Raw genomic sequence first — 17,872 nt, forward strand, 5'->3', positions numbered from 1 at the left:
TGATGCCCCGCAAGGCGCTGGAAGAACTGACCATGGCCGTATTCAAAGGCGATATCGCCGTTCTCATCAGCGCGGTTGAGCGGATGGACCGCCAGGGAAAAGACATGCACCGGCTGGCGCTGGAATTGATGGACCATTGCCGCAACCTGCTCATTTATCTTGAAACCGGCGCGGCCGGGGATGAGATGGACATTACCGAACCCCAACTGGAAAATCTCAAAGCCGAGGCCGCCCTGGTTGACGCCGAACGCCTGTTCCGCATCATAGACGTTTTGACGGAAACGATTGACCGGCTGCGATTTGCGCTCTCCAAAAAAACGCTTCTTGAAGTTGCCCTCTTGCGCTGTGCCCGGGCGGCGACCACCGTGTCGCTGGATCAGATCGCGGCCAAGTTGAAAGAGTTGTCATCCGGGATGGAGGGGAGGCAGGAAGAAGAAGGCAGAAGGCAGAAGGCAGAAGGCAGAGATCAGAAGGCAGAAGGCAGAAGGCAGAAGGCAGAAGGCAGAGATCAGAAGACAGAGGTCAGAGAACAGAGCGTGAAGGACGGCAAAGCGGAAAATGAGACGGAAATATCCCCGGATAATCAAGCCCGCGAAACACCCCCTGCCCGCTCCGTCGCGCCGGCCACCCACGCCGGCGGCGAGCTTGAATTGCTCGTCCGGGATTGGCGCACAATCGTGGAACGGACCGGCCGGGCCGCTCCGCTCGCCAAAGCCAACCTCGTGGACGCCAGGCCGGTGGCGGTGGATGCTGAAAAAGTAACCATCGCTTTTGAGCCGGAATTTGCAGAGCGGGCAGAACAAGCCGGCCTGCCGCGCAGCCGCGCGGCTTTGCAGAAAGCCTTGAGCGTTTCCCTGCGCCGGCCGGTGGCGGTGGATTTCACCGTGAATCATACCCGGCAGCCCGGAAAAAACACGCCGGAAGCAATGCCGCCGGCGGACAATTGCCCGGAAAAAGCCGCAAAAAAAAATCCGGCGGAAGCTTCCGAAAAAAAAGAAGACAGGCCGTCGTCTTCACCGCACAAATGGTTGAAGGATGAGGCCGTCAGCAAGATTCTTGACCTGTTTGACGGAAGAATTGTTGAAGTCCGTGAATAAAGCCGTTATAATTTCTTGTTTGCAGCGAAGCGGCGCTTTTGCCATTAAGGGAAACTGGCGCACGATGATTTTTCCGCATAAGACGGATATGCTGCGGCGGATAAATGTGTTTTCCATTGCCATGATTTGAACCGGAGGAAAATATGACCAACATGTTTAAAATGATGAAAGACGCCGTCCTGGCTCAGAAAAACCTCAAAAAGATTCAAAACGAATTAAGACAGAAAACGGTGGAGGCCGCCAGCGCCGGCGGCAAGGTGCGCGTGACGGTCGCCGGCGACGCTTCCATCGTAAGCATAAAGATTGACCCGGCCGTCATTGACGCCAGGCGGGCCGGCGAACTTGAGCGGATGGTGCTGGAAGCGGTCAACAATGCCCTTGAAAAGGCGAAAGAAATGAGCGCCGAACACATGAAGGGGCTGGTGGCCGACATGGGCCTGCCCAATATCCCCGGCCTGTAAGAAAGGCAAGAAAACAGACGGAAGCTAAAGATCGGAAAATGAAAACGATTGCGTCCATGGATCGTCTGATTGCCTGCCTTGCAAAGTTACCCGGGACCGGAAGACGCTCGGCCGAGCGCATGGCTTTTGAACTCGCCGCGCGCCACGACAACCTCCTGCCGGAACTGGCGGCGGCCATGCAGGAGGTTGCGCAAAAAACAATTGTGTGTTCGCGGTGCGGCGGAATAACCGTCATAGAAGAGAACCCCTGCTTCTTCTGCACGAACGAAACGCGGGACTCCTCCGTTTTATGCGTGGTGGAAACGGCCATGGACCTGCTGCTCGTGGAAAAATCCGGCTCATTTGCCGGCCGCTACCATGTGCTGGGAGGAAAAGTTTCGCCGATGCGCGGCAAAGGCCCCGATCATCTTAAAATTGATGTTTTGCGCCGGCGGATCGCGGAGGAGCAAATTCAGGAAGTCATCCTGGCGCTCAATTCCGACGTTGAAAGCGACGCCACCGCCGCTATGATCGGCGATTTGCTGCAAGACAAACACATCCGCGTCTCGCGTCCGGCCATGGGTGTGCCGGCCGGCAGCGGAATAGCCTATATTGACCGCCTGACCCTGAACAATGCCATTGAAAACCGGCAGATTCTTCACGCGGGCCAAACGAGCCATGATAAAAAATAACTTTGCGTCCTTTGCGGAACGTTTAAATATGGTCAGAACAAGGATTGCCGCGGCATCCGAAAAGGACGGCCGCGCCCCGGACGCGGTGCGCTTGCTGGCCGCCTCAAAGGCCCAGCCCCCGGAAAGCATCCGCCAGGCCGCGGAATGCGGCCTGGTCATGTTCGGTGAAAACCGCATCCAGGAAGCCTCGCAGAAAATCCCCCTGTGTCCCGGACAACTGGAATGGCATCTGATCGGGCACTTGCAAAGCAACAAGGTCCGGGTTGCGGTCAGTTTATTCCGGATGATCCATTCGGTTGATTCGCAAAAACTGCTGGCGGCCGTTGAGGACGCGGCTGAGGCGGCCGGCCGCCAGATTCCCGTCTGCCTTGAAGTCAACGTGTCCGGCGAAGGCGCCAAATTCGGGTTCGCGCCGGAAATGGTGCCGGAAACGCTGCTTTTTGCCGAACGCCTCAAGCGCGTGGAAATAAAAGGATTAATGACCATCCCGCCCGCGGTCAAGGATCCGGAACTTGTCAGGCCATTTTTCAAAAAACTGCGGACATTGCGGGACCAGTGGCGGGATCAGACCGGCTTCGCGCTGGATGAGCTTTCCATGGGAATGTCGCACGATTTTGAAATTGCGGTTGAAGAAGGCGCGACCATCGTCCGCCTTGGAACCATCCTTTTCGGACAACGGAAAAACAATCAGACCGCCGGAAAGATTGAAGGAGCAGAATGAAAATGAAATCAGAAATAACAAGCCGCAAGTCGCCGACAAAAATAGTTTTCATCGGCGCGGGCAACATGGCCGAAGCCATGGCGCGCGGCATTCTCGCAAGCAACATCTATCGTCCCGGCGACATGCTGGCGGCCGACATTGACAAAAGCCGCCTGGCGTTTTTCCGCCGCAAACTCGGAATCAAGGGGCTTGCCGACAACAAAAAAGCGGCGGCGACGGCTGAAATCATTGTGCTGGCCGTCAAACCACAGCAAGCGCCGCAGGTCCTGGACGATCTCCGGGGAAATCTGCAAGGCAACCCCCTGTTGATCAGCATTGTAACCGGTTTTTCCGTGAAAAAGATCGCGGACGCCCTCGCGATGCCGCCGCGAATCATCCGGGTGGTGCCCAATACGCCGGCCCTGGCCGGAACTGGCGCCAGCGCTTACTGTCGTGGACGGGCGGCAACCGCCCGCGATGAAAAGCTGGCCGCGAGGATTCTGAATTCAATCGGGGTTGCGGTCCGGCTTGACGAGCCGCTGATGAACGCCGCTACCGCCTTGAGCGGTTCGGGGCCCGCCTACACGCTTTATTTGATAGAGGCTCTCCTGGAAGCCGGACGCCAAATGGGCCTGCCGGACGGCGCGGCGCGTCTCCTGACCATTGCGACGGTCGGCGGAACGGCATGTCTGCAGGTGAAAACCGGCCTGCCGGCGGAGGAACTGCGCCGGCGGGTTACCTCGCGCGGGGGAACCACCGCCGCCGCCGTAAAAATCCTTGACAGAGCCGGGACGCGGCGGACCATTATCGCCGCGGTCAAGGCGGCCCATCGGCGCGCACAGGAGTTGTCATAAAATGGCCGCATCAACCCGCGCAAAATACCGCTTCCTCATCGTCGCCCTTTTGATTGCGCAGCTCGGCGCGGCGCGCGAAGAAAAGAGCGACCGGCCGGAGCTCTGGTTCCCGGTTGGAGAGCGGTTGACTTACAAGGTTTATTGGGGTATTTTCCCGGTGGCGGAAACAAAGGTGACCAACCACCTGTTTGAAGAAGAGGATGGCGAGGAAAAACGGATTTTATTGGCCATCCAGGTTGTCACCAAAAGTTACGCGCTCCTGGACACTATCTATCCCGTGGACGATTTTATTGAGAGCGTGGTTGATCCGGTTACCTTCAAGCCGCTGCGCTTCACGAAGCGCTTAAGCGAGGGCCGTTACCGCCTGAATGAAGTTACCTTGTTCAACCACAATGACCGCATTGCCCATTGGAAACACCTTGTGAAAAACGACACGAAAGATTTCGCGATTGAAGACGATACGCGCGACCTGATGAGCTTCATGTACTTCATGCGCTCGCAGAAGTTCGCGCCGAACACAAACTATCATTACCGGGTGATGGCCGATGAAAAACTTTACGACCTTTTCGTCCACACCAAAAACATCGTGCAATTAAACCTTTCAAAATTCGGCCCCGCGAAATGCCTTTACATTGAGCCCGAGGCGAAATTCCAGGGGTTGTTTGTGCGCACCGGCACCTTGCAGGTCTGGATTTCGCGCGATGCGCGCTGCCTCTGCGCGAAGGCCGTCGCCAAGGCGCCCATCATCGGGTCCGTCAAGCTGCTGCTGGACAAGGTGGAAGGCCCGGGAAACGACTCCTGGGTCAAAAACGGCCGGGCATCCGCCGCCGGAGGACGAAAAAGCGGAGGAACGCAACATGCGGATTAGTCTTCAAAGGGCAAAAACACTGACGGCAAGATTCCGCCGGCAGAAAATCCTTGTGCTGGGCGACCTGATGCTGGATCGGTATCTTTACGGAACCGCCCATCGTCTTTCGCCGGAGGCGCCCGTGCCGGTGGTGCGTGTGCGCGATGAGCGCGGCATACCGGGGGGGGCGGCCAATGTGGCGCGAAATGTAAAGACTTTGGGGGCGCAGGCCCTTATCTGCGGCGCCATAGGCAACGATTATGACGGCCGCCAACTGCTGAAAGTCATGCAGGAAAGCGGAATTAACACGGAAAACGTTGTTGTATCCGGAAACGCCCCCACGACGGTCAAAATGCGCGTTATCGCCGGGCATCAGCAGGTGGTGCGCGTTGATTGGGACGGGAATCATCCGCCGCGGGCGGAGACGCTTGAGAAATTAGAGCGCATGGCCGTTGCCGCCACCGCCAAATGTTCCGGGGTCATTCTGGAAGATTATTCCCGCGGGATCATCTGCCAACGCCTCGTTAATGCGGTTTTAGACGCGGCGCGCCGCCGGAAAATCCCGGCGGCCCTTGATCCCAAGTCAAACCGCGATCTGGTTCTGAAAGACATTGCCGTCATTAAACCCAACCGCAAGGAAGCGTTCATCCTGGCGGGAATGCCGGAAACGGAGCCGGCCGAAAACCCGCTGAAAGATTCCGCGCTTCTGCGGGCCGTCGGAATCCTCAAGAAAAAATGGGGCGCCGGAATACTCGTGATTACCCTCGGCGCGCAGGGCATGCTGGTTGTGCCGCGGGGAAAGCCGCCCTTCCATGTGCCCACCGCCGCCCGCGAGGTTTTTGACATCAGCGGAGCCGGCGACAGCGTTATCGCCGCGCTGCTGCTTGCCCTGAACGCCGGCGCAGACTGCCGCGACGCAGCCGAGCTGGCAAACTGCGCGGCGGGCGTAGTGGTGGGCAAATTTGGAACGGCAACCTGCTCCGGCGGAGAATTGATGGGCTTCATAAAAAATTTGCGCCATTCATGAAAAAACATTTCAAGGCCATCGGCATAATTCCCGCGCGCTGGGAGTCAACCCGTTTCCCGGGCAAAAGCCTGGCGCTGATCCGCGGCAAGCCGCTTATTCAGTGGGTGATTGAGAAGGCCCAAACGGCCAGACGGCTTGAAAAAGTGATTGTGGCCACCGACGACCGGCGGATCGCGGCGGCGGCCGAAAAGTGCGGGGTTGAGGCGGTCATGACACGTCCCGATCACCAATCCGGCACCGACCGGGTTGCCGAGGCCGCCGCAAAATACCCCGCGGAAGTGATTGCAAATATCCAGGGCGACGAGCCGACGATTGCGCCGGCCCTTATTGACGAGCTGGTCGGCGTCATGCTGGCTGAAAAAAAATGGGACATGGCCACGGCCGCCGCGCCGATCAATCCCCTGCCCGCAGCCGTCAATCCCTCGCTCTGCAAGGTTGTTTTCAACGCGGAAGGCCAGGCCCTCTATTTTTCGCGCTTTCCCATTCCTTTTATCCGCGATAAAACCGGCGCGCCGCCGGAAAAACTGTTCTGGCGCCACATCGGAATATATTTGTATCGCAAAAAATTTCTGGCAAGATTCGTCGCCGAGCCGCCCTGTAAATTGGAACTGGCCGAATCGCTTGAACAACTGCGGGCATTGCACATCGGCGGCCGCATCAAGATTGTCCGGACCAGGCGCGGCAGCGTCGGAGTGGATACGCCGGCCGACATTGCGGCGGCCGAGGCAGAGTTGAAGAGCGCGCGGCGGACGGTCTGAAGCGTGCCTTGCAAAACGCGAAAAGGATTGGATGATAACGAGACGCGCCGCTTTCTTCAGGAACGGCGCAGCACAAAATCGGAGGCAAACAAAATGGCGCATGCGGTAAAAACCGGCAGGGTAACTATCGGGAAAGGACATCCGCTCGTTTTGATCGCCGGGCCCTGCGTGATTGAAGGCCGGAAACACTGCCTGCAAATGGCCGGACGGCTGAAAACGCTCGCGGACGAGGAGAAAATACCGCTGATTTTCAAGGCTTCCTACGACAAAGCCAACCGGACTTCGCACCAGTCATACCGCGGCCCGGGCCTGGCGCGCGGTCTGGATATTTTGCGCGAGGTAAAGGAACGATACGGTTTGCCGGTCTTAACTGATGTCCATAATGAAAACGAGGTGCCGCTGGCGGCGAAGGCCGCGGATATCCTGCAATGTCCGGCTTTCTTATGCCGGCAGACCGACCTTATCCTGGCGCTGGGCAACAGCGGCAAGCCCATAAACATAAAGAAAGGGCAATTCCTGGCGCCCTGGGACATCCGGCATATCATAGCCAAGCTGAAAATCACCGGCAATAAAAACATTTTGATCACGGAAAGGGGCGTGTCATTCGGCTATAACAATCTGGTGGCCGACATGCGCAGCCTGGTCATCATGCGCGGCCTGGGATGCCCGATTGTCTTTGACGCAACGCATTGCGCCCAGATGCCGGGGGCGGCCGGACATGAGAGCGGGGGCGACTGGCGGATGGCCGTCTGCCTGGCGCGCGCGGCGGCGGCGGCCGGTTGCGACGCCATATTCGTGGAAACGCATCCCGCGCCGGCCAGGGCGCTTTCCGACAAGGCGGTGATGATCCCCATGGCGCGGCTGCGCATGCTCTGGCGCACGCTCAAAAAAATCACCGCGGCCGCCGGTTGAGGAGAAAAAATGCGGAAAGCGACCAACGAACACATATCTGCGCCGATGAGCCGCATCGTCAACATATTTCTTTGCTGTTTTCTTGTGATACCCGCGGCCGCGCGCGCCGATGATTTGCTCGGCCAGACCATCAAGGGCTTCCGCTATCCCGCTTACGATGAACAGGGGCAGTTGAAAATGGAATTATCCGGCGATACGGCGCGCATTTTACCCGACAATCTCATTCAAATCGGAAACCTGCGGATGACTTTTTATGAAGAGGGCAAGACGGTGATGCGCGTCGCCACTCCATCCTGTGTCTATGACCGGGAAAAACAGACGGCGGTCTCCACTTCCGATGTCCGGGTGACCCGGGCCGAAATAATCATCAGCGGGCAGGGATTTGACTGGAACGAGAAGGATAAATTAGTCCGCATCAAAAACAACAGCCGGGTCATTCTGCAGAAAAAACAGCCGCAGCCGTATTTGAGCTTGGAAGCCGGCGAAGATTTCAACATTCCGGAAGCGGACACCAACAACACCGTCATAACCGCAAAACGCCTTGCTTTTGACCAGAAAAAATCAACCGCCGTCTTTGAAGGCAAAGTGGTCGTTGCCGACCCTGACTTGAAAATAGAATCAGATCGTTTGACGGTTTCGTTTTCAAATGATAAGAAGGTGGAATTAATTGAAGCAGAGGGAAACGTGGTCATAACCAGAGACACAATCAAGGCTGTCGCCCGGAAAGCGTCGTACGCGATCGCGGAAGGCAAAGTCACTTTAGCGGGCAATCCGTGCGTCAACCGGCAAAAGGACTATCTGGCGGCCGACACCATTGTGCTCTGGCGGGATTCCAACAGGATTCTGTGCGAGCCGCAGGCGCACTTGATAATTCACTCGGAACAGGACGCCGCCGGACCGTTCAAAAACAATTGAGGACTCAATGACTCTCAACGCGCCCGTCATCTTAACCGAAGACCTGGTCAAAACCTATCATCGGCGCCGGGTCGTAAACGGCGTCAGCATCAAGGTGCACCCGGGCGAGGTGGTCGGCTTACTCGGCCCCAACGGCGCCGGCAAGACAACCACTTTTTATATGATTGTCGGCCTGATCAGCCCGAACCAGGGCCGGGTTTTCTTTAACCGGCGCGATGTAACCCGCATGGCGATGCACGCGCGCGCGCGCCATGGGCTGGGGTATCTCTCGCAGGAGCCTTCGGTTTTCCGCAAGCTGAGCGTCGCCGACAACGTCATGGCCATCCTGGAGACCCTCCCCCTCTCCGCCGCGCAGCGCGAAAAAAAACTCGCTGAACTGCTGGGCGAGCTGAACATCGCCCCCCTGGCGAAACAAAAGGCTTACACCCTCAGCGGCGGCGAGCGGCGGCGGGTGGAAATAACGCGCGCGCTGGTTACAAACCCCCGCGCCTTGCTGCTGGATGAGCCCTTCAGCGGCGTTGATCCGCTGGCCGTGGAGGACGTCCAGGGGATCATCAGGGACTTGAAGAAAAAAGGCCTGGGCATTCTGATCACCGACCATAACGTCAGGGAAACCCTGAGTATTGTTGACCGGGCCTACCTGATCTGCGAGGGAAAGGTGCTGCGCGAAGGCACCAGCACGTTTTTGATTGAGGATCCCCTGAGCCGGGAGCTTTATCTTGGGCCGCAATTTTGCATGTAAAACCGCGCGCGCCGGCGCGCCAACCCTACAGGAAGGAAACAAAAAAATGGTTATTAACGTTACCGCCCGCCACGCTGATATTTCCGACGCGATGAAAGCGCACGTCCACGAAAAATTAAACGCCGTCTTAAACGCTTATCCGCAGGTTGAGCACGCGCATGTGATTCTTGACATCCAGAAGTTCCGGCATATCATTGAGGTCGTCGTGCAGGCAAAACGGCACCAGAAAATTGAAGCCACAGACGAGTCCGAGGACATGTATGCCTCAATTGACCGGGTGGCCGACAAGCTTGACCGGCAACTGCGGCGCGCGCGGGAAAAAGTTGTGGACCATAAAACCGCCCAACACCGCGTCCGGCTGACCGATTTGGAAAGCTCGCTGAATGAAGAAAACAAATAAGAGAAACCTTGCATGCCCGCAACCGTAAAAGATTTTATCGACAAGGCAAAGGAAAAGATACCGCTCGAGGTGGTAACCGGGGAAATCGGCCTCACCCGGATCATTCACGAGTCTCCGATCCATCGGCCCGGCCTGGCGCTGGCGGGATTCTTTGCGCATTTTGCCTTCCGGCGCATTCAGGTGCTGGGCATGGCCGAAATGGAATATCTGGCCGCCATGCCGGCGCAGGCCCGCAGGATGAGCCTCCAGCGTTTTTTTGAACGGCACATTCCGTGCGTGGTAATCTGCCGCAACCGGAAAATTCAGCCGGAATTTCTTGACATGGCGCGCCGCTTCAAGATCGCCATATTGCGCACGCCCATGATAACGGGCAAATTCATCAATGCGGCCACCCTGATCATGGAAAGCCAGATGGCGCCGACCCTGACCATGCAGGGAACGGTGGTTGACATTATGGGCATTGGCGTGATGATTGAGGGCAAGCCCGGCATCGGGAAAAGCGAGGCGGCCTTGGTGCTGGTCATCAGGGGCCACAGCCTCATCGCGGATGATCTTACCATGCTGCGCCGGCTTGACCCGCGCACCGTGACGGCGTCTTCCGTCCCGATCACGCGTTATCACATGGACATCCGAGGACTGGGCATCATTCATATCCCCAGTCTTTTCGGAGTCGCCTCAGTGCAAAACGAAAAAAATCTTGACTTGATTATTACCCTGAAACGGGCTGAGCAGTTTACCGGCGAAAGCCTGGAAAGTTCCGGACAGCGGCGCGATATCCTGGGCGTTGCCATTCCCAACATTGTCATCCCCGTGGCGCCGGGCCGCGATCTGGCCAGCCTCATTGAAGTTGCCGCCTTGAACGCAAAATTAAAAAAACTCGGCCACGACGCCGCCAAAGAACTTGACGATAAAATCAAGGCGGTCTTAACCCAACAGGCCGACCATTGAGAAAAATTATGTCCGACAATGTCCATAAAAAAACATCGGCCAGCAGCCGCGAGATGGCCATCCTGAATCAATACGGCATTCATGCCCGGCCGGCGGCGATGTTCGTCAAAACCGCCTCAAAATACGAGGCCGAGGTTACGGTTGAAAAGGATAACGTCCGGGTGTCCGGCAAGAGCATTATGGGGCTGATGACGATGGAAGCGAGCTGCGGCACAAAGATCAAAATAACCGCCGAGGGAGTTGACGCCGATCAGGCGCTGGATGAATTGCAGAAACTGGTTGAGCACAAGTTTTACGAAGAATAACCCATCCTCCTTGAGCGCACCGGAATTTTACGATGCAAGCCACGGTAAAAAAACCTGATTCCGAAAAGGAAATCGTTTTAAAGGGAATCGGCGTTTCGTCGGGGGTCGCGTACGGACGTGTTTTCCTGAAACCCGGCCACGAGGAAAACCTGGTTGAACACGCCATCGCCCCGGAGGATATTCCGAAGGAAATCGCCCGTTTTGAAGCGGCGCTGATCGCCACCCGCCGCCAGATAAAGGAATTCCAGAAACAATGCGATCCCGAAGTCGGCAGCATTTTTGACGCCCACCTGCTGATCCTGGACGACCGCCCTTTTATTGAAAAAGTCTTTGCGGGGATTGAAAACCAGCGCAAAAACGTGGAGGCCGTGCTGTATGATGTCGCGCGCGGATTTATCCAGAGCCTGCATAAGGTCAACGATAATTACGTGCGCGAGCGCGCCGCCGACGTTCAGGATGTGACCCGGCGCGTTTTCCTCAACCTGGCCGGCCATAAAGGTTCGCTCGCCGACCTCAATGAAAAGGGAATTATCGTCGTCGCCAATGATTTGACGCCTTCCGAAATCGTGTCGCTTGACAAGGAAATCGCTGCGGGCATCGCCCTTGATCTGGGCAGTCCGACGGCCCATACCGCAATCCTGGCGGCGAAACGCGGTATTCCCGCGGTGGTCAGCCTGCATGACATCAGCCGCGCTGTCCGCGCCGGCGACACCATTCTCATTGACGAGAGCAAAGGGATCGTGGTGGTCAATCCCTCCAAGGAAAGACGCGAGCAGGCCTTTCATCAGGCGGAAGTCCGCAGGGGCATCGTCAGCCGGCTGGCAAAAATCAAAACGCTTCCGGCCGAAACGACCGACGGATACCGGGTAATGCTTTCGGCCAACATCGAGGGCCCCCAGGACGTGGAGGCCGTATTGGAGAGCGGCGCCGAAGGGGTGGGATTATTCCGGACCGAATATTTTTACATGGAACAGAACAAAGCCCCGTCTGAAGACGAACAATATGAAGCCTACCGCGAAGTGGCCAAGCGCCTGGCGCCTTCCCCGGTGATCATCCGCACTCTGGATATCGGCGGCGACAAGTTCCTGCCGGATATGGACAACTCATGGAAGGAATCAAACCCTTTTATGGGCTGGCGCGCAATCCGTTTCTGCCTGGCCCAGCCGGATTTGTTCCGGACCCAGATGCGGGCCATTCTGCGCGCCAGCATTTATGGGAATATAAAGATCATGTACCCCATGATCAGCAATCTTGACGAACTCGTCCGGGCAAACGTCATATTCAATCAATCCAAAAAAGAGCTTATGGACCGCGGCCTGCCGCTCAATCCCCGCATTGAAGTCGGGGCCATGATTGAAGTGCCTTCCGCTGCCGTGGCGGCCGACGCCCTCGCGCCGCATGTGCGTTTTTTCAGCCTAGGGACAAACGATCTGATTCAATACACGCTGGCCATTGACCGCGGGAATGAAAGGGTCGCCTACCTCTATGAACCAACCCACCTGGCCATCATCCGGCTGATGAAACACACGATTGACGCCAGCCATCATTATGGAATCTGGACCGGCGTCTGCGGCGGCATGGCCAGCGACCCCCTGCTGGTTCCCCTCCTGCTGGGACTGGGGGTTGACGAATTGAGCGTGACGCCTTCCTCCCTGCTGATTGTCAAGGACGCCATCCGCTCGGTAAGCTACAACGCCTGCCGTAAAATCGCCGAATTATCACTGAACTCGCGCCGGGAAACCGATATGGAAAACACATTCCGCAACCTGGCAAAAAAAATCGCGCCGGAAATTCTTGAGCTGGCACATTAAAAGAAAGGAAAAAAATGAAAGATTCATATTTGTTCACATCCGAATCTGTTACCGAGGGACATCCCGACAAGATTGCCGACGCCATTTCCGACGGCGTGCTGGACGCCAGCCTGGCACAGGATAAACACAGCCGGGTGGCGTGCGAAACCATGGTGGCCACCGGCATGGTGATCATCGCCGGCGAAATCACCAGCAAAGCCGCTGTTAATTATGCCGATGTCGCCAGGACAGCCATCAAACAGATCGGTTACGTTGACCCCGCCTTCGGTTTTGACGCGAACTCATGCGCCGTCCTCGTTTCCGTCAACCGCCAGTCGCCCGATATTTCGCGGGGCGTGACCGTAGGCGAAAGCATGTTCAAGGAACAGGGCGCGGGCGATCAGGGCATGATGTTCGGCTATGCCTGCGATGAAACGCCGGAAATGATGCCCATGCCGATCATGTTCGCCCACCGCCTGACGCTCGCCCTGACCCGCGCGCGGCGCAGCGGCCGGCTGCCTTTCCTCCGGCCGGACGGCAAATCGCAGGTGACGGTTGTTTATGAAAACAACCGTCCGGTCCGGGTGGATACGGTCGTCGTCGCCGCCCAGCACAACCCGGAAGTGAGCCATAAGAAGTTATGCGAGGCGATCATTGAGAAAATAATCAAGAAGGAAATTCCGGCAAAATTTCTGACCGGCAAAACCCGCTACCTGATCAATCCCACCGGCCGATTCGTGATCGGCGGCCCGCACGGCGACACAGGCCTTACCGGGCGAAAAATTATTGCCGACACCTACGGCGGCATGGGCAGACACGGCGGCGGCGCATTTTCCGGCAAGGACCCCTCAAAAGTTGACCGCAGCGCCGCCTATATGGCGCGCTATATCGCCAAAAATATCATTGCCGCGCGGCTGGCGCGGCGTTGCGAAATTCAACTGGCCTATGCCATCGGCTTCCCGGAGCCGGTCTCGGTTCTGGTGGAAACTTTCGGCACAAGCTCGGTGCCGGAAAGCAGAATTGAAAAGGCCGTCCGCCGCGTGTTCGGGCTCAAACCGGCCGAGATCATCAAGCACCTGAATCTGCTGCGGCCGATCTATTCCAAAACCGCGGCTTATGGACATTTCGGGCGCGCCAGTGATCTCGCGGTTTTCACCTGGGAAAAGACCGATAAAGCCGGAGCGCTGAAAGCGGCGCTTTAGACCGTCCGGATAGACATGCGGCGCATTTACGGAAAAGGACCATAATTATGAACAAGAAAAACGATTATATCATTGCCGACATCCGCCTGGCGGATTGGGGGCGCAAGGAAATAAAATGGGCGGAAGTTGAAATGCCGGGACTGATGGCCCTGCGCAAAAAGCACGGCCGGTCAAAACCGTTGCGCAACGCCCGCATCGCCGGTTCGCTGCACATGACGATTCAGACCGCCGTGCTGATTGAAACGCTGCAAGCCCTCGGCGCGCGCGTGCGCTGGGCAAGCTGCAATGTTTTTTCAACGCAGGATCACGCCGCGGCGGCCGTCGCGGCGGCCGGCACGCCGGTTTTCGCCTACAAGGGCGAGCCTCTCGCGGAATACTGGGAATATCTTGACCGAACGCTGGACTGGGGAAAAGGCCTGGGCCCGACCTCCCTCCTGGATGACGGGGGCGACGCGACCCTCTTCGTCCACCTGGGATACCAGGCTGAAGAAAACCGGCGTATACTGGACCGGGCGGCAACCAGCGAGGACGAGAGAGCGCTTCTGAAACAATTGAAAAAATCGCTCCGGAAAGACCCGGGGCGTTTCCACCGGATAACAAAAGCCATCAAGGGCGTTTCCGAAGAAACAACAACTGGCGTGCACCGGCTTTACCAGATGGCCGGCGCCGGCACCCTGCTTTTTCCGGCCTTTAACGTGAACGATTCGGTTACCAAGTCCAAGTTTGACAACCTTTACGGATGCCGCCACTCGCTGATTGACGGCATTATGCGCGCCACCGACCTGATGATGGCCGGCAAAGTGGCGGTAGTGGCCGGTTACGGCGATGTCGGCAAAGGGTGTTGCCAGTCGCTCCGCGGGCAGGGCGTGAGGGTGATTGTAACCGAAATTGACCCGATCTGCGCCCTGCAGGCCGCCATGGAGGGATACGAGGTCATGCTGATGGACGATGCGATTCCCATCGGAGACATATTTATCACGGCCACCGGCTGCTGCAACGTGCTGACCGCGCGCCACATGCGGCGCATGAAGCATATGGCGGTGGTCTGCAATATCGGTCATTTTGACGCGGAAATTGAAATAGAAAACATCCGGCGTTATAAATGGGAACCCATCAAGCCGCAAGTTGACAAAGTTACTTTCCCCTCCGGGCGCAGCATTGTCGTTCTGGCGGAAGGACGCCTGGTCAACCTGGGCTGCGCGACGGGGCACCCGAGCTTTGTCATGTCAAACAGCTTTACCAACCAGGTGCTGGCCCAGATTGAGCTCTACGCCCGGCGCGATCAATACCAAACCGGCGTTCATGTCCTGCCGAAAATCCTTGACGAGGAAGTCGCCCGTCTGCACCTTGACAAAATCGGCGTGCGCCTGGAAAAGCTGACGCCGCGTCAGGCCGCATATCTGGGCGTCAAAACAAACGGCCCGTTCAAGCCGGAGCATTACCGGTACTAAAGCAGAAGTCAGAATTCAGTAGTCAGAATAAGACACTGGAATTGAATAACAATATAATCATTATTTGAGACTGATTTTATTCTGAATACTGTCTTCTGGCTACTGAATAATCATGCGCATTCTTTCCGCCTATATCGCCCGCGGTTTCCTGATGACATTCGGCATCAGTCTCCTGGTATTTATGTTCGTCATGGCCATCGCCAATATTTTCAAGGTTATTGATCTTTTTTCGCGCGGCGTATCCGGCATCCTGATTCTCAAGGTGTTTTCCTATGGCATTCCTTTTTCGCTGATTTTCGCGATTCCCATGAGCGTGCTGGCGGCGGTCTTCCTGCAATTCAACCGCCTCTCCAGCGACCGTGAGATCGTGGCCATGCGCGCCTGCGGCATCAGCCTCTGGACAATAGTCCGGACGCCGCTGCTGATCGCGCTGATATTTTGCGCAATATGCGTTTACATCAACTGCAACGTCGCGCCGGACAGTCATTACGCCCGCCGCAAAGTTTTAAGCCAGCTCGGGATTGAAACGCCGGTCAGCCTTCTGGATGAAGGCCGGTTTATCCGCGATTTTCCCGGCCTGACCATTTATATCGGCAAAAAACACGACAAACTGCTCAAGGATATTGTCATTCACCAGATTGAAGCGAGCGGATTAAAACGAACAATCCGCGCCGTCTCGGGCACGATAACGGCCTCCGCCAGCGAGCCGGGAAAAATCCAGGTAAATCTTTTCCGCGTCCGCATTGAGCAACCGGACGAACAGCACCCGGAAAACCTCGCCTTGACCCGTTACCTTAACGCCGAAGAATATCCCATGACGATTGACGCGCATGAAATCATCAACCGCGACATCGTCTGGAAGAAGCGGGCGGACATGACTTTTTCCGAAATCATAAACGCCCTGCGCCGGTCGGTCCGTTTTGCGCCGGACGACTTTCTTGACCCCGGCCGGATAATTGCCATGTTCAATGATTCCCGCAACGATGCGGTCGCGTATATCCAGATTCTGTTTTCCGACGCTTCCCTGGCGGCCATGGAAACTTACGACGGCTCATCTGTCCAGAAAAGAAACGCCGCCCGCGTTCTGGCCGCCGAATTCAACCGGATTATCGGCGAGGGTTGCATTTACTCGCCCGAGCATTTCCGGCGCGCAAACCTGAACGAGAGGACGCTTGAGGCCCTGCGCAATTTCAAGCCGGGCGATGCGGCGGAAGGAATTAACCGGATGCTGCTGGAAGACGTGTTTTCCGGACAGATTGTAAAAAACGCGTCATTTGAAATACCGCGCGGAAACTGGCCCGAATTCCGCACCTCGCTGCTGGTTGAAGCCAGCACGCGGCTGACGCTTTCTTGTTCGTGTTTTGCCTTTGTTTTGCTCGGAGCTTCGCTGGGAATCAAAATTCACCGCAAAGAATCATCAATCGGCATCGCGGTTGCCATGGCGCTTGTCTTTATTTTTTATTTTTTCATCATTATTGCGGATTCGCTGGTCAACCGTCCCGAATTTTATCCCCATCTTATCGTCTGGATTCCCTTTGTTCTCTCGCTGGCGCTGGGCGCTTATCTCATTAAGCGTTCAAGCTAAGGCGGCAGCGCCGCCATCCAAAACTTTCCCGGCTGGCGATCCGCCGGTTTTATTTAAACTTCTACGCAAAAGCGTATTCAGAGATTGATCTCATCCAGGAGGATGCTGACGCGCTCCTTCTCCACCTGCACAAAGCCGGCTCCGGCCCGGCAAACGGTTTCTTCGCCGCCGCGGGTGATTTTGATTTGACCGGGCAAGAGCCGCGCAAGCAACGGCGCATGGCCGGCCAGAATGCCGAAATATCCCTCCGCGCCCCTGAGGACAAGCCCGGCGACCTGCCCCGAGAAAACGGATTTCTGCGGCGTCAAAATTTCCGTTTGAAACGATTTCATAATGTCTTTGCCTTGGCAACCACGTCGTCAATGGTGCCGGCCATGAAAAACGCCTGTTCCGCAAGCGCGTCGTGCCGGCCTTCCAGAATTTCCTTGAAACCGCGGACGGTTTCATTGACCGCGACGTATTTGCCCGGCGTGTTCAGAAACTGCTCGGTGACAAAAAACGGCTGGGAAAAGAAGCGCTGGATTTTGCGGGCGCGGGCCACCGTAAGTTTGTCCTCGTCCGACAATTCCTCCACGCCGAGAATGGCGATTATATCCTGCAATTCCTTGTATTTCTGGAGCGTTTTCTGCACGTTGCGCGCCACCTGATAATGCTCGTCGCCCACGACTTCCGGACTCAATATCTTTGAGGATGAATCCAGCGGATCAACCGCCGGATAAAGCCCCTGCTCCGAAATCGCGCGGGAAAGAACGGTGGTGGCGTCCAAATGGCTGAAAACGGTGGCCGGGGCCGGATCGGTCAGGTCGTCCGCCGGCACGTAAATGGCCTGGACGGATGTAACCGACCCGCGCCGCGTGGAAGTTATCCGTTCCTCCAGATCTCCGATCTCGGAGGCCAGGGTCGGCTGATAACCGACGGCCGAGGGAATCCGTCCCAGCAGGGTTGAAACTTCCTGGCCAGCCTGGGCGAAACGGAAAATATTGTCAATAAAAAGGAGCACATCCAGGCCGGAATCGTCGCGGAAATGTTCGGCCATGGTCAACGCCGTCAACGCCACGCGCAGCCGCGCCCCCGGCGGCTCATTCATCTGTCCGTAGACCAGAATGGCTTTTTCCAGCACTTTTGACTCCTTCATTTCCAGCCAGAGATCGTTGCCTTCGCGCGTGCGTTCGCCCACGCCCGCAAAAACCGACATGCCGCCATGCTC

Annotated in this window: 20 protein-coding genes; 18 read left to right on the forward strand and 2 right to left on the reverse strand. The window is 56.8% G+C overall.

Translation table 11 applies throughout. From position 1 onward, the window contains the following. The 18 genes from PHP98_09145 to PHP98_09230 all read left to right on the forward strand — a co-directional run. Positions 1-1,097, forward strand: a 1,097-nt coding sequence (locus tag PHP98_09145) for a hypothetical protein (GenBank protein MDD5483799.1), incomplete at its 5' end; no start/stop codon positions are given. A gap of 143 nt (positions 1,098-1,240) precedes the next feature. After that, positions 1,241-1,558, forward strand: a complete 318-nt coding sequence (locus tag PHP98_09150) for a YbaB/EbfC family nucleoid-associated protein (GenBank protein MDD5483800.1) — start codon at positions 1,241-1,243, stop codon at positions 1,556-1,558. Positions 1,559-1,596: 38 nt separating this feature from the next. Beyond that, positions 1,597-2,229: a recombination mediator RecR gene (recR, locus tag PHP98_09155; GenBank protein MDD5483801.1), complete on the forward strand. Its 633-nt coding sequence runs from the start codon at positions 1,597-1,599 to the stop codon at positions 2,227-2,229. Continuing rightward, positions 2,216-2,950, forward strand: coding sequence for a YggS family pyridoxal phosphate-dependent enzyme (locus PHP98_09160; protein ID MDD5483802.1), 735 nt, complete (start codon positions 2,216-2,218; stop codon positions 2,948-2,950). Before recR ends, PHP98_09160 begins: the two co-directional genes overlap by 14 nt. A 2-nt stretch (positions 2,951-2,952) precedes the next feature. After that, complete coding sequence (gene proC, locus PHP98_09165; protein ID MDD5483803.1) at positions 2,953-3,783, forward strand: pyrroline-5-carboxylate reductase; 831 nt, start codon at positions 2,953-2,955, stop codon at positions 3,781-3,783. 1 nt (position 3,784) lies between these two features. Beyond that, positions 3,785-4,651, forward strand: coding sequence for a DUF3108 domain-containing protein (locus PHP98_09170; protein MDD5483804.1), 867 nt, complete (start codon positions 3,785-3,787; stop codon positions 4,649-4,651). Continuing rightward, positions 4,641-5,657 (forward strand): PfkB family carbohydrate kinase, encoded by a 1,017-nt coding sequence (locus PHP98_09175; GenBank protein MDD5483805.1) that lies wholly within the window; start codon positions 4,641-4,643, stop codon positions 5,655-5,657. The genes PHP98_09170 and PHP98_09175 overlap by 11 nt, the downstream gene beginning before the upstream one ends. Next, positions 5,654-6,415 carry a 3-deoxy-manno-octulosonate cytidylyltransferase gene (kdsB, locus tag PHP98_09180; protein MDD5483806.1) on the forward strand — a complete coding sequence of 254 codons (762 nt, stop codon included), beginning with the start codon at positions 5,654-5,656 and terminating at the stop codon, positions 6,413-6,415. Before PHP98_09175 ends, kdsB begins: the two co-directional genes overlap by 4 nt. A gap of 93 nt (positions 6,416-6,508) precedes the next feature. Then, positions 6,509-7,327: a 3-deoxy-8-phosphooctulonate synthase gene (kdsA, locus tag PHP98_09185; GenBank protein MDD5483807.1), complete on the forward strand. Its 819-nt coding sequence runs from the start codon at positions 6,509-6,511 to the stop codon at positions 7,325-7,327. 9 nt (positions 7,328-7,336) lie between these two features. Then, positions 7,337-8,242, forward strand: coding sequence for an LptA/OstA family protein (locus PHP98_09190; protein ID MDD5483808.1), 906 nt, complete (start codon positions 7,337-7,339; stop codon positions 8,240-8,242). Between the two features lie 7 nt (positions 8,243-8,249). Next, positions 8,250-8,984 (forward strand): LPS export ABC transporter ATP-binding protein, encoded by a 735-nt coding sequence (lptB, locus tag PHP98_09195; protein MDD5483809.1) that lies wholly within the window; start codon positions 8,250-8,252, stop codon positions 8,982-8,984. A 46-nt stretch (positions 8,985-9,030) separates the two neighbouring features. Further along, on the forward strand, positions 9,031-9,384 hold the full coding sequence (raiA, locus tag PHP98_09200) for a ribosome-associated translation inhibitor RaiA (GenBank protein ID MDD5483810.1): 354 nt from the start codon (positions 9,031-9,033) through the stop codon (positions 9,382-9,384). Positions 9,385-9,396: 12 nt separating this feature from the next. Then, on the forward strand, positions 9,397-10,332 hold the full coding sequence (gene hprK, locus PHP98_09205) for an HPr(Ser) kinase/phosphatase (protein ID MDD5483811.1): 936 nt from the start codon (positions 9,397-9,399) through the stop codon (positions 10,330-10,332). Positions 10,333-10,340: 8 nt separating this feature from the next. Continuing rightward, the gene (locus PHP98_09210) at positions 10,341-10,637 is read left to right on the forward strand and encodes an HPr family phosphocarrier protein (protein ID MDD5483812.1); all 297 of its coding nucleotides are present in this window, start codon (positions 10,341-10,343) and stop codon (positions 10,635-10,637) included. Between the two features lie 32 nt (positions 10,638-10,669). Further along, positions 10,670-12,448 carry a phosphoenolpyruvate--protein phosphotransferase gene (ptsP, locus tag PHP98_09215; protein ID MDD5483813.1) on the forward strand — a complete coding sequence of 593 codons (1,779 nt, stop codon included), beginning with the start codon at positions 10,670-10,672 and terminating at the stop codon, positions 12,446-12,448. A 14-nt stretch (positions 12,449-12,462) separates the two neighbouring features. Further along, positions 12,463-13,629 (forward strand): methionine adenosyltransferase, encoded by a 1,167-nt coding sequence (gene metK / locus PHP98_09220; GenBank protein MDD5483814.1) that lies wholly within the window; start codon positions 12,463-12,465, stop codon positions 13,627-13,629. A 47-nt stretch (positions 13,630-13,676) separates the two neighbouring features. After that, positions 13,677-15,080 carry an adenosylhomocysteinase gene (gene ahcY / locus PHP98_09225; GenBank protein MDD5483815.1) on the forward strand — a complete coding sequence of 468 codons (1,404 nt, stop codon included), beginning with the start codon at positions 13,677-13,679 and terminating at the stop codon, positions 15,078-15,080. 112 nt (positions 15,081-15,192) lie between these two features. Beyond that, entirely contained in the window at positions 15,193-16,665 is a 1,473-nt protein-coding gene (locus PHP98_09230) for an LptF/LptG family permease (GenBank protein MDD5483816.1), read from the forward strand. A gap of 77 nt (positions 16,666-16,742) precedes the next feature. Here PHP98_09230 and atpC read toward each other — a convergent pair whose 3' ends face one another. Then, complete coding sequence (atpC, locus tag PHP98_09235; protein ID MDD5483817.1) at positions 16,743-16,997, reverse strand: ATP synthase F1 subunit epsilon; 255 nt, start codon at positions 16,995-16,997, stop codon at positions 16,743-16,745. Further along, positions 16,994-17,872, reverse strand: an 879-nt coding sequence (gene atpD, locus PHP98_09240) for a F0F1 ATP synthase subunit beta (protein MDD5483818.1), incomplete at its 5' end; no start/stop codon positions are given. The genes atpC and atpD, both read right to left, overlap by 4 nt.

The sequence above is a fragment of the Kiritimatiellia bacterium genome (genome assembly GCA_028715905.1).
Classification (GTDB): domain Bacteria; phylum Verrucomicrobiota; class Kiritimatiellia; order JAAZAB01; family JAAZAB01; genus JAQUQV01.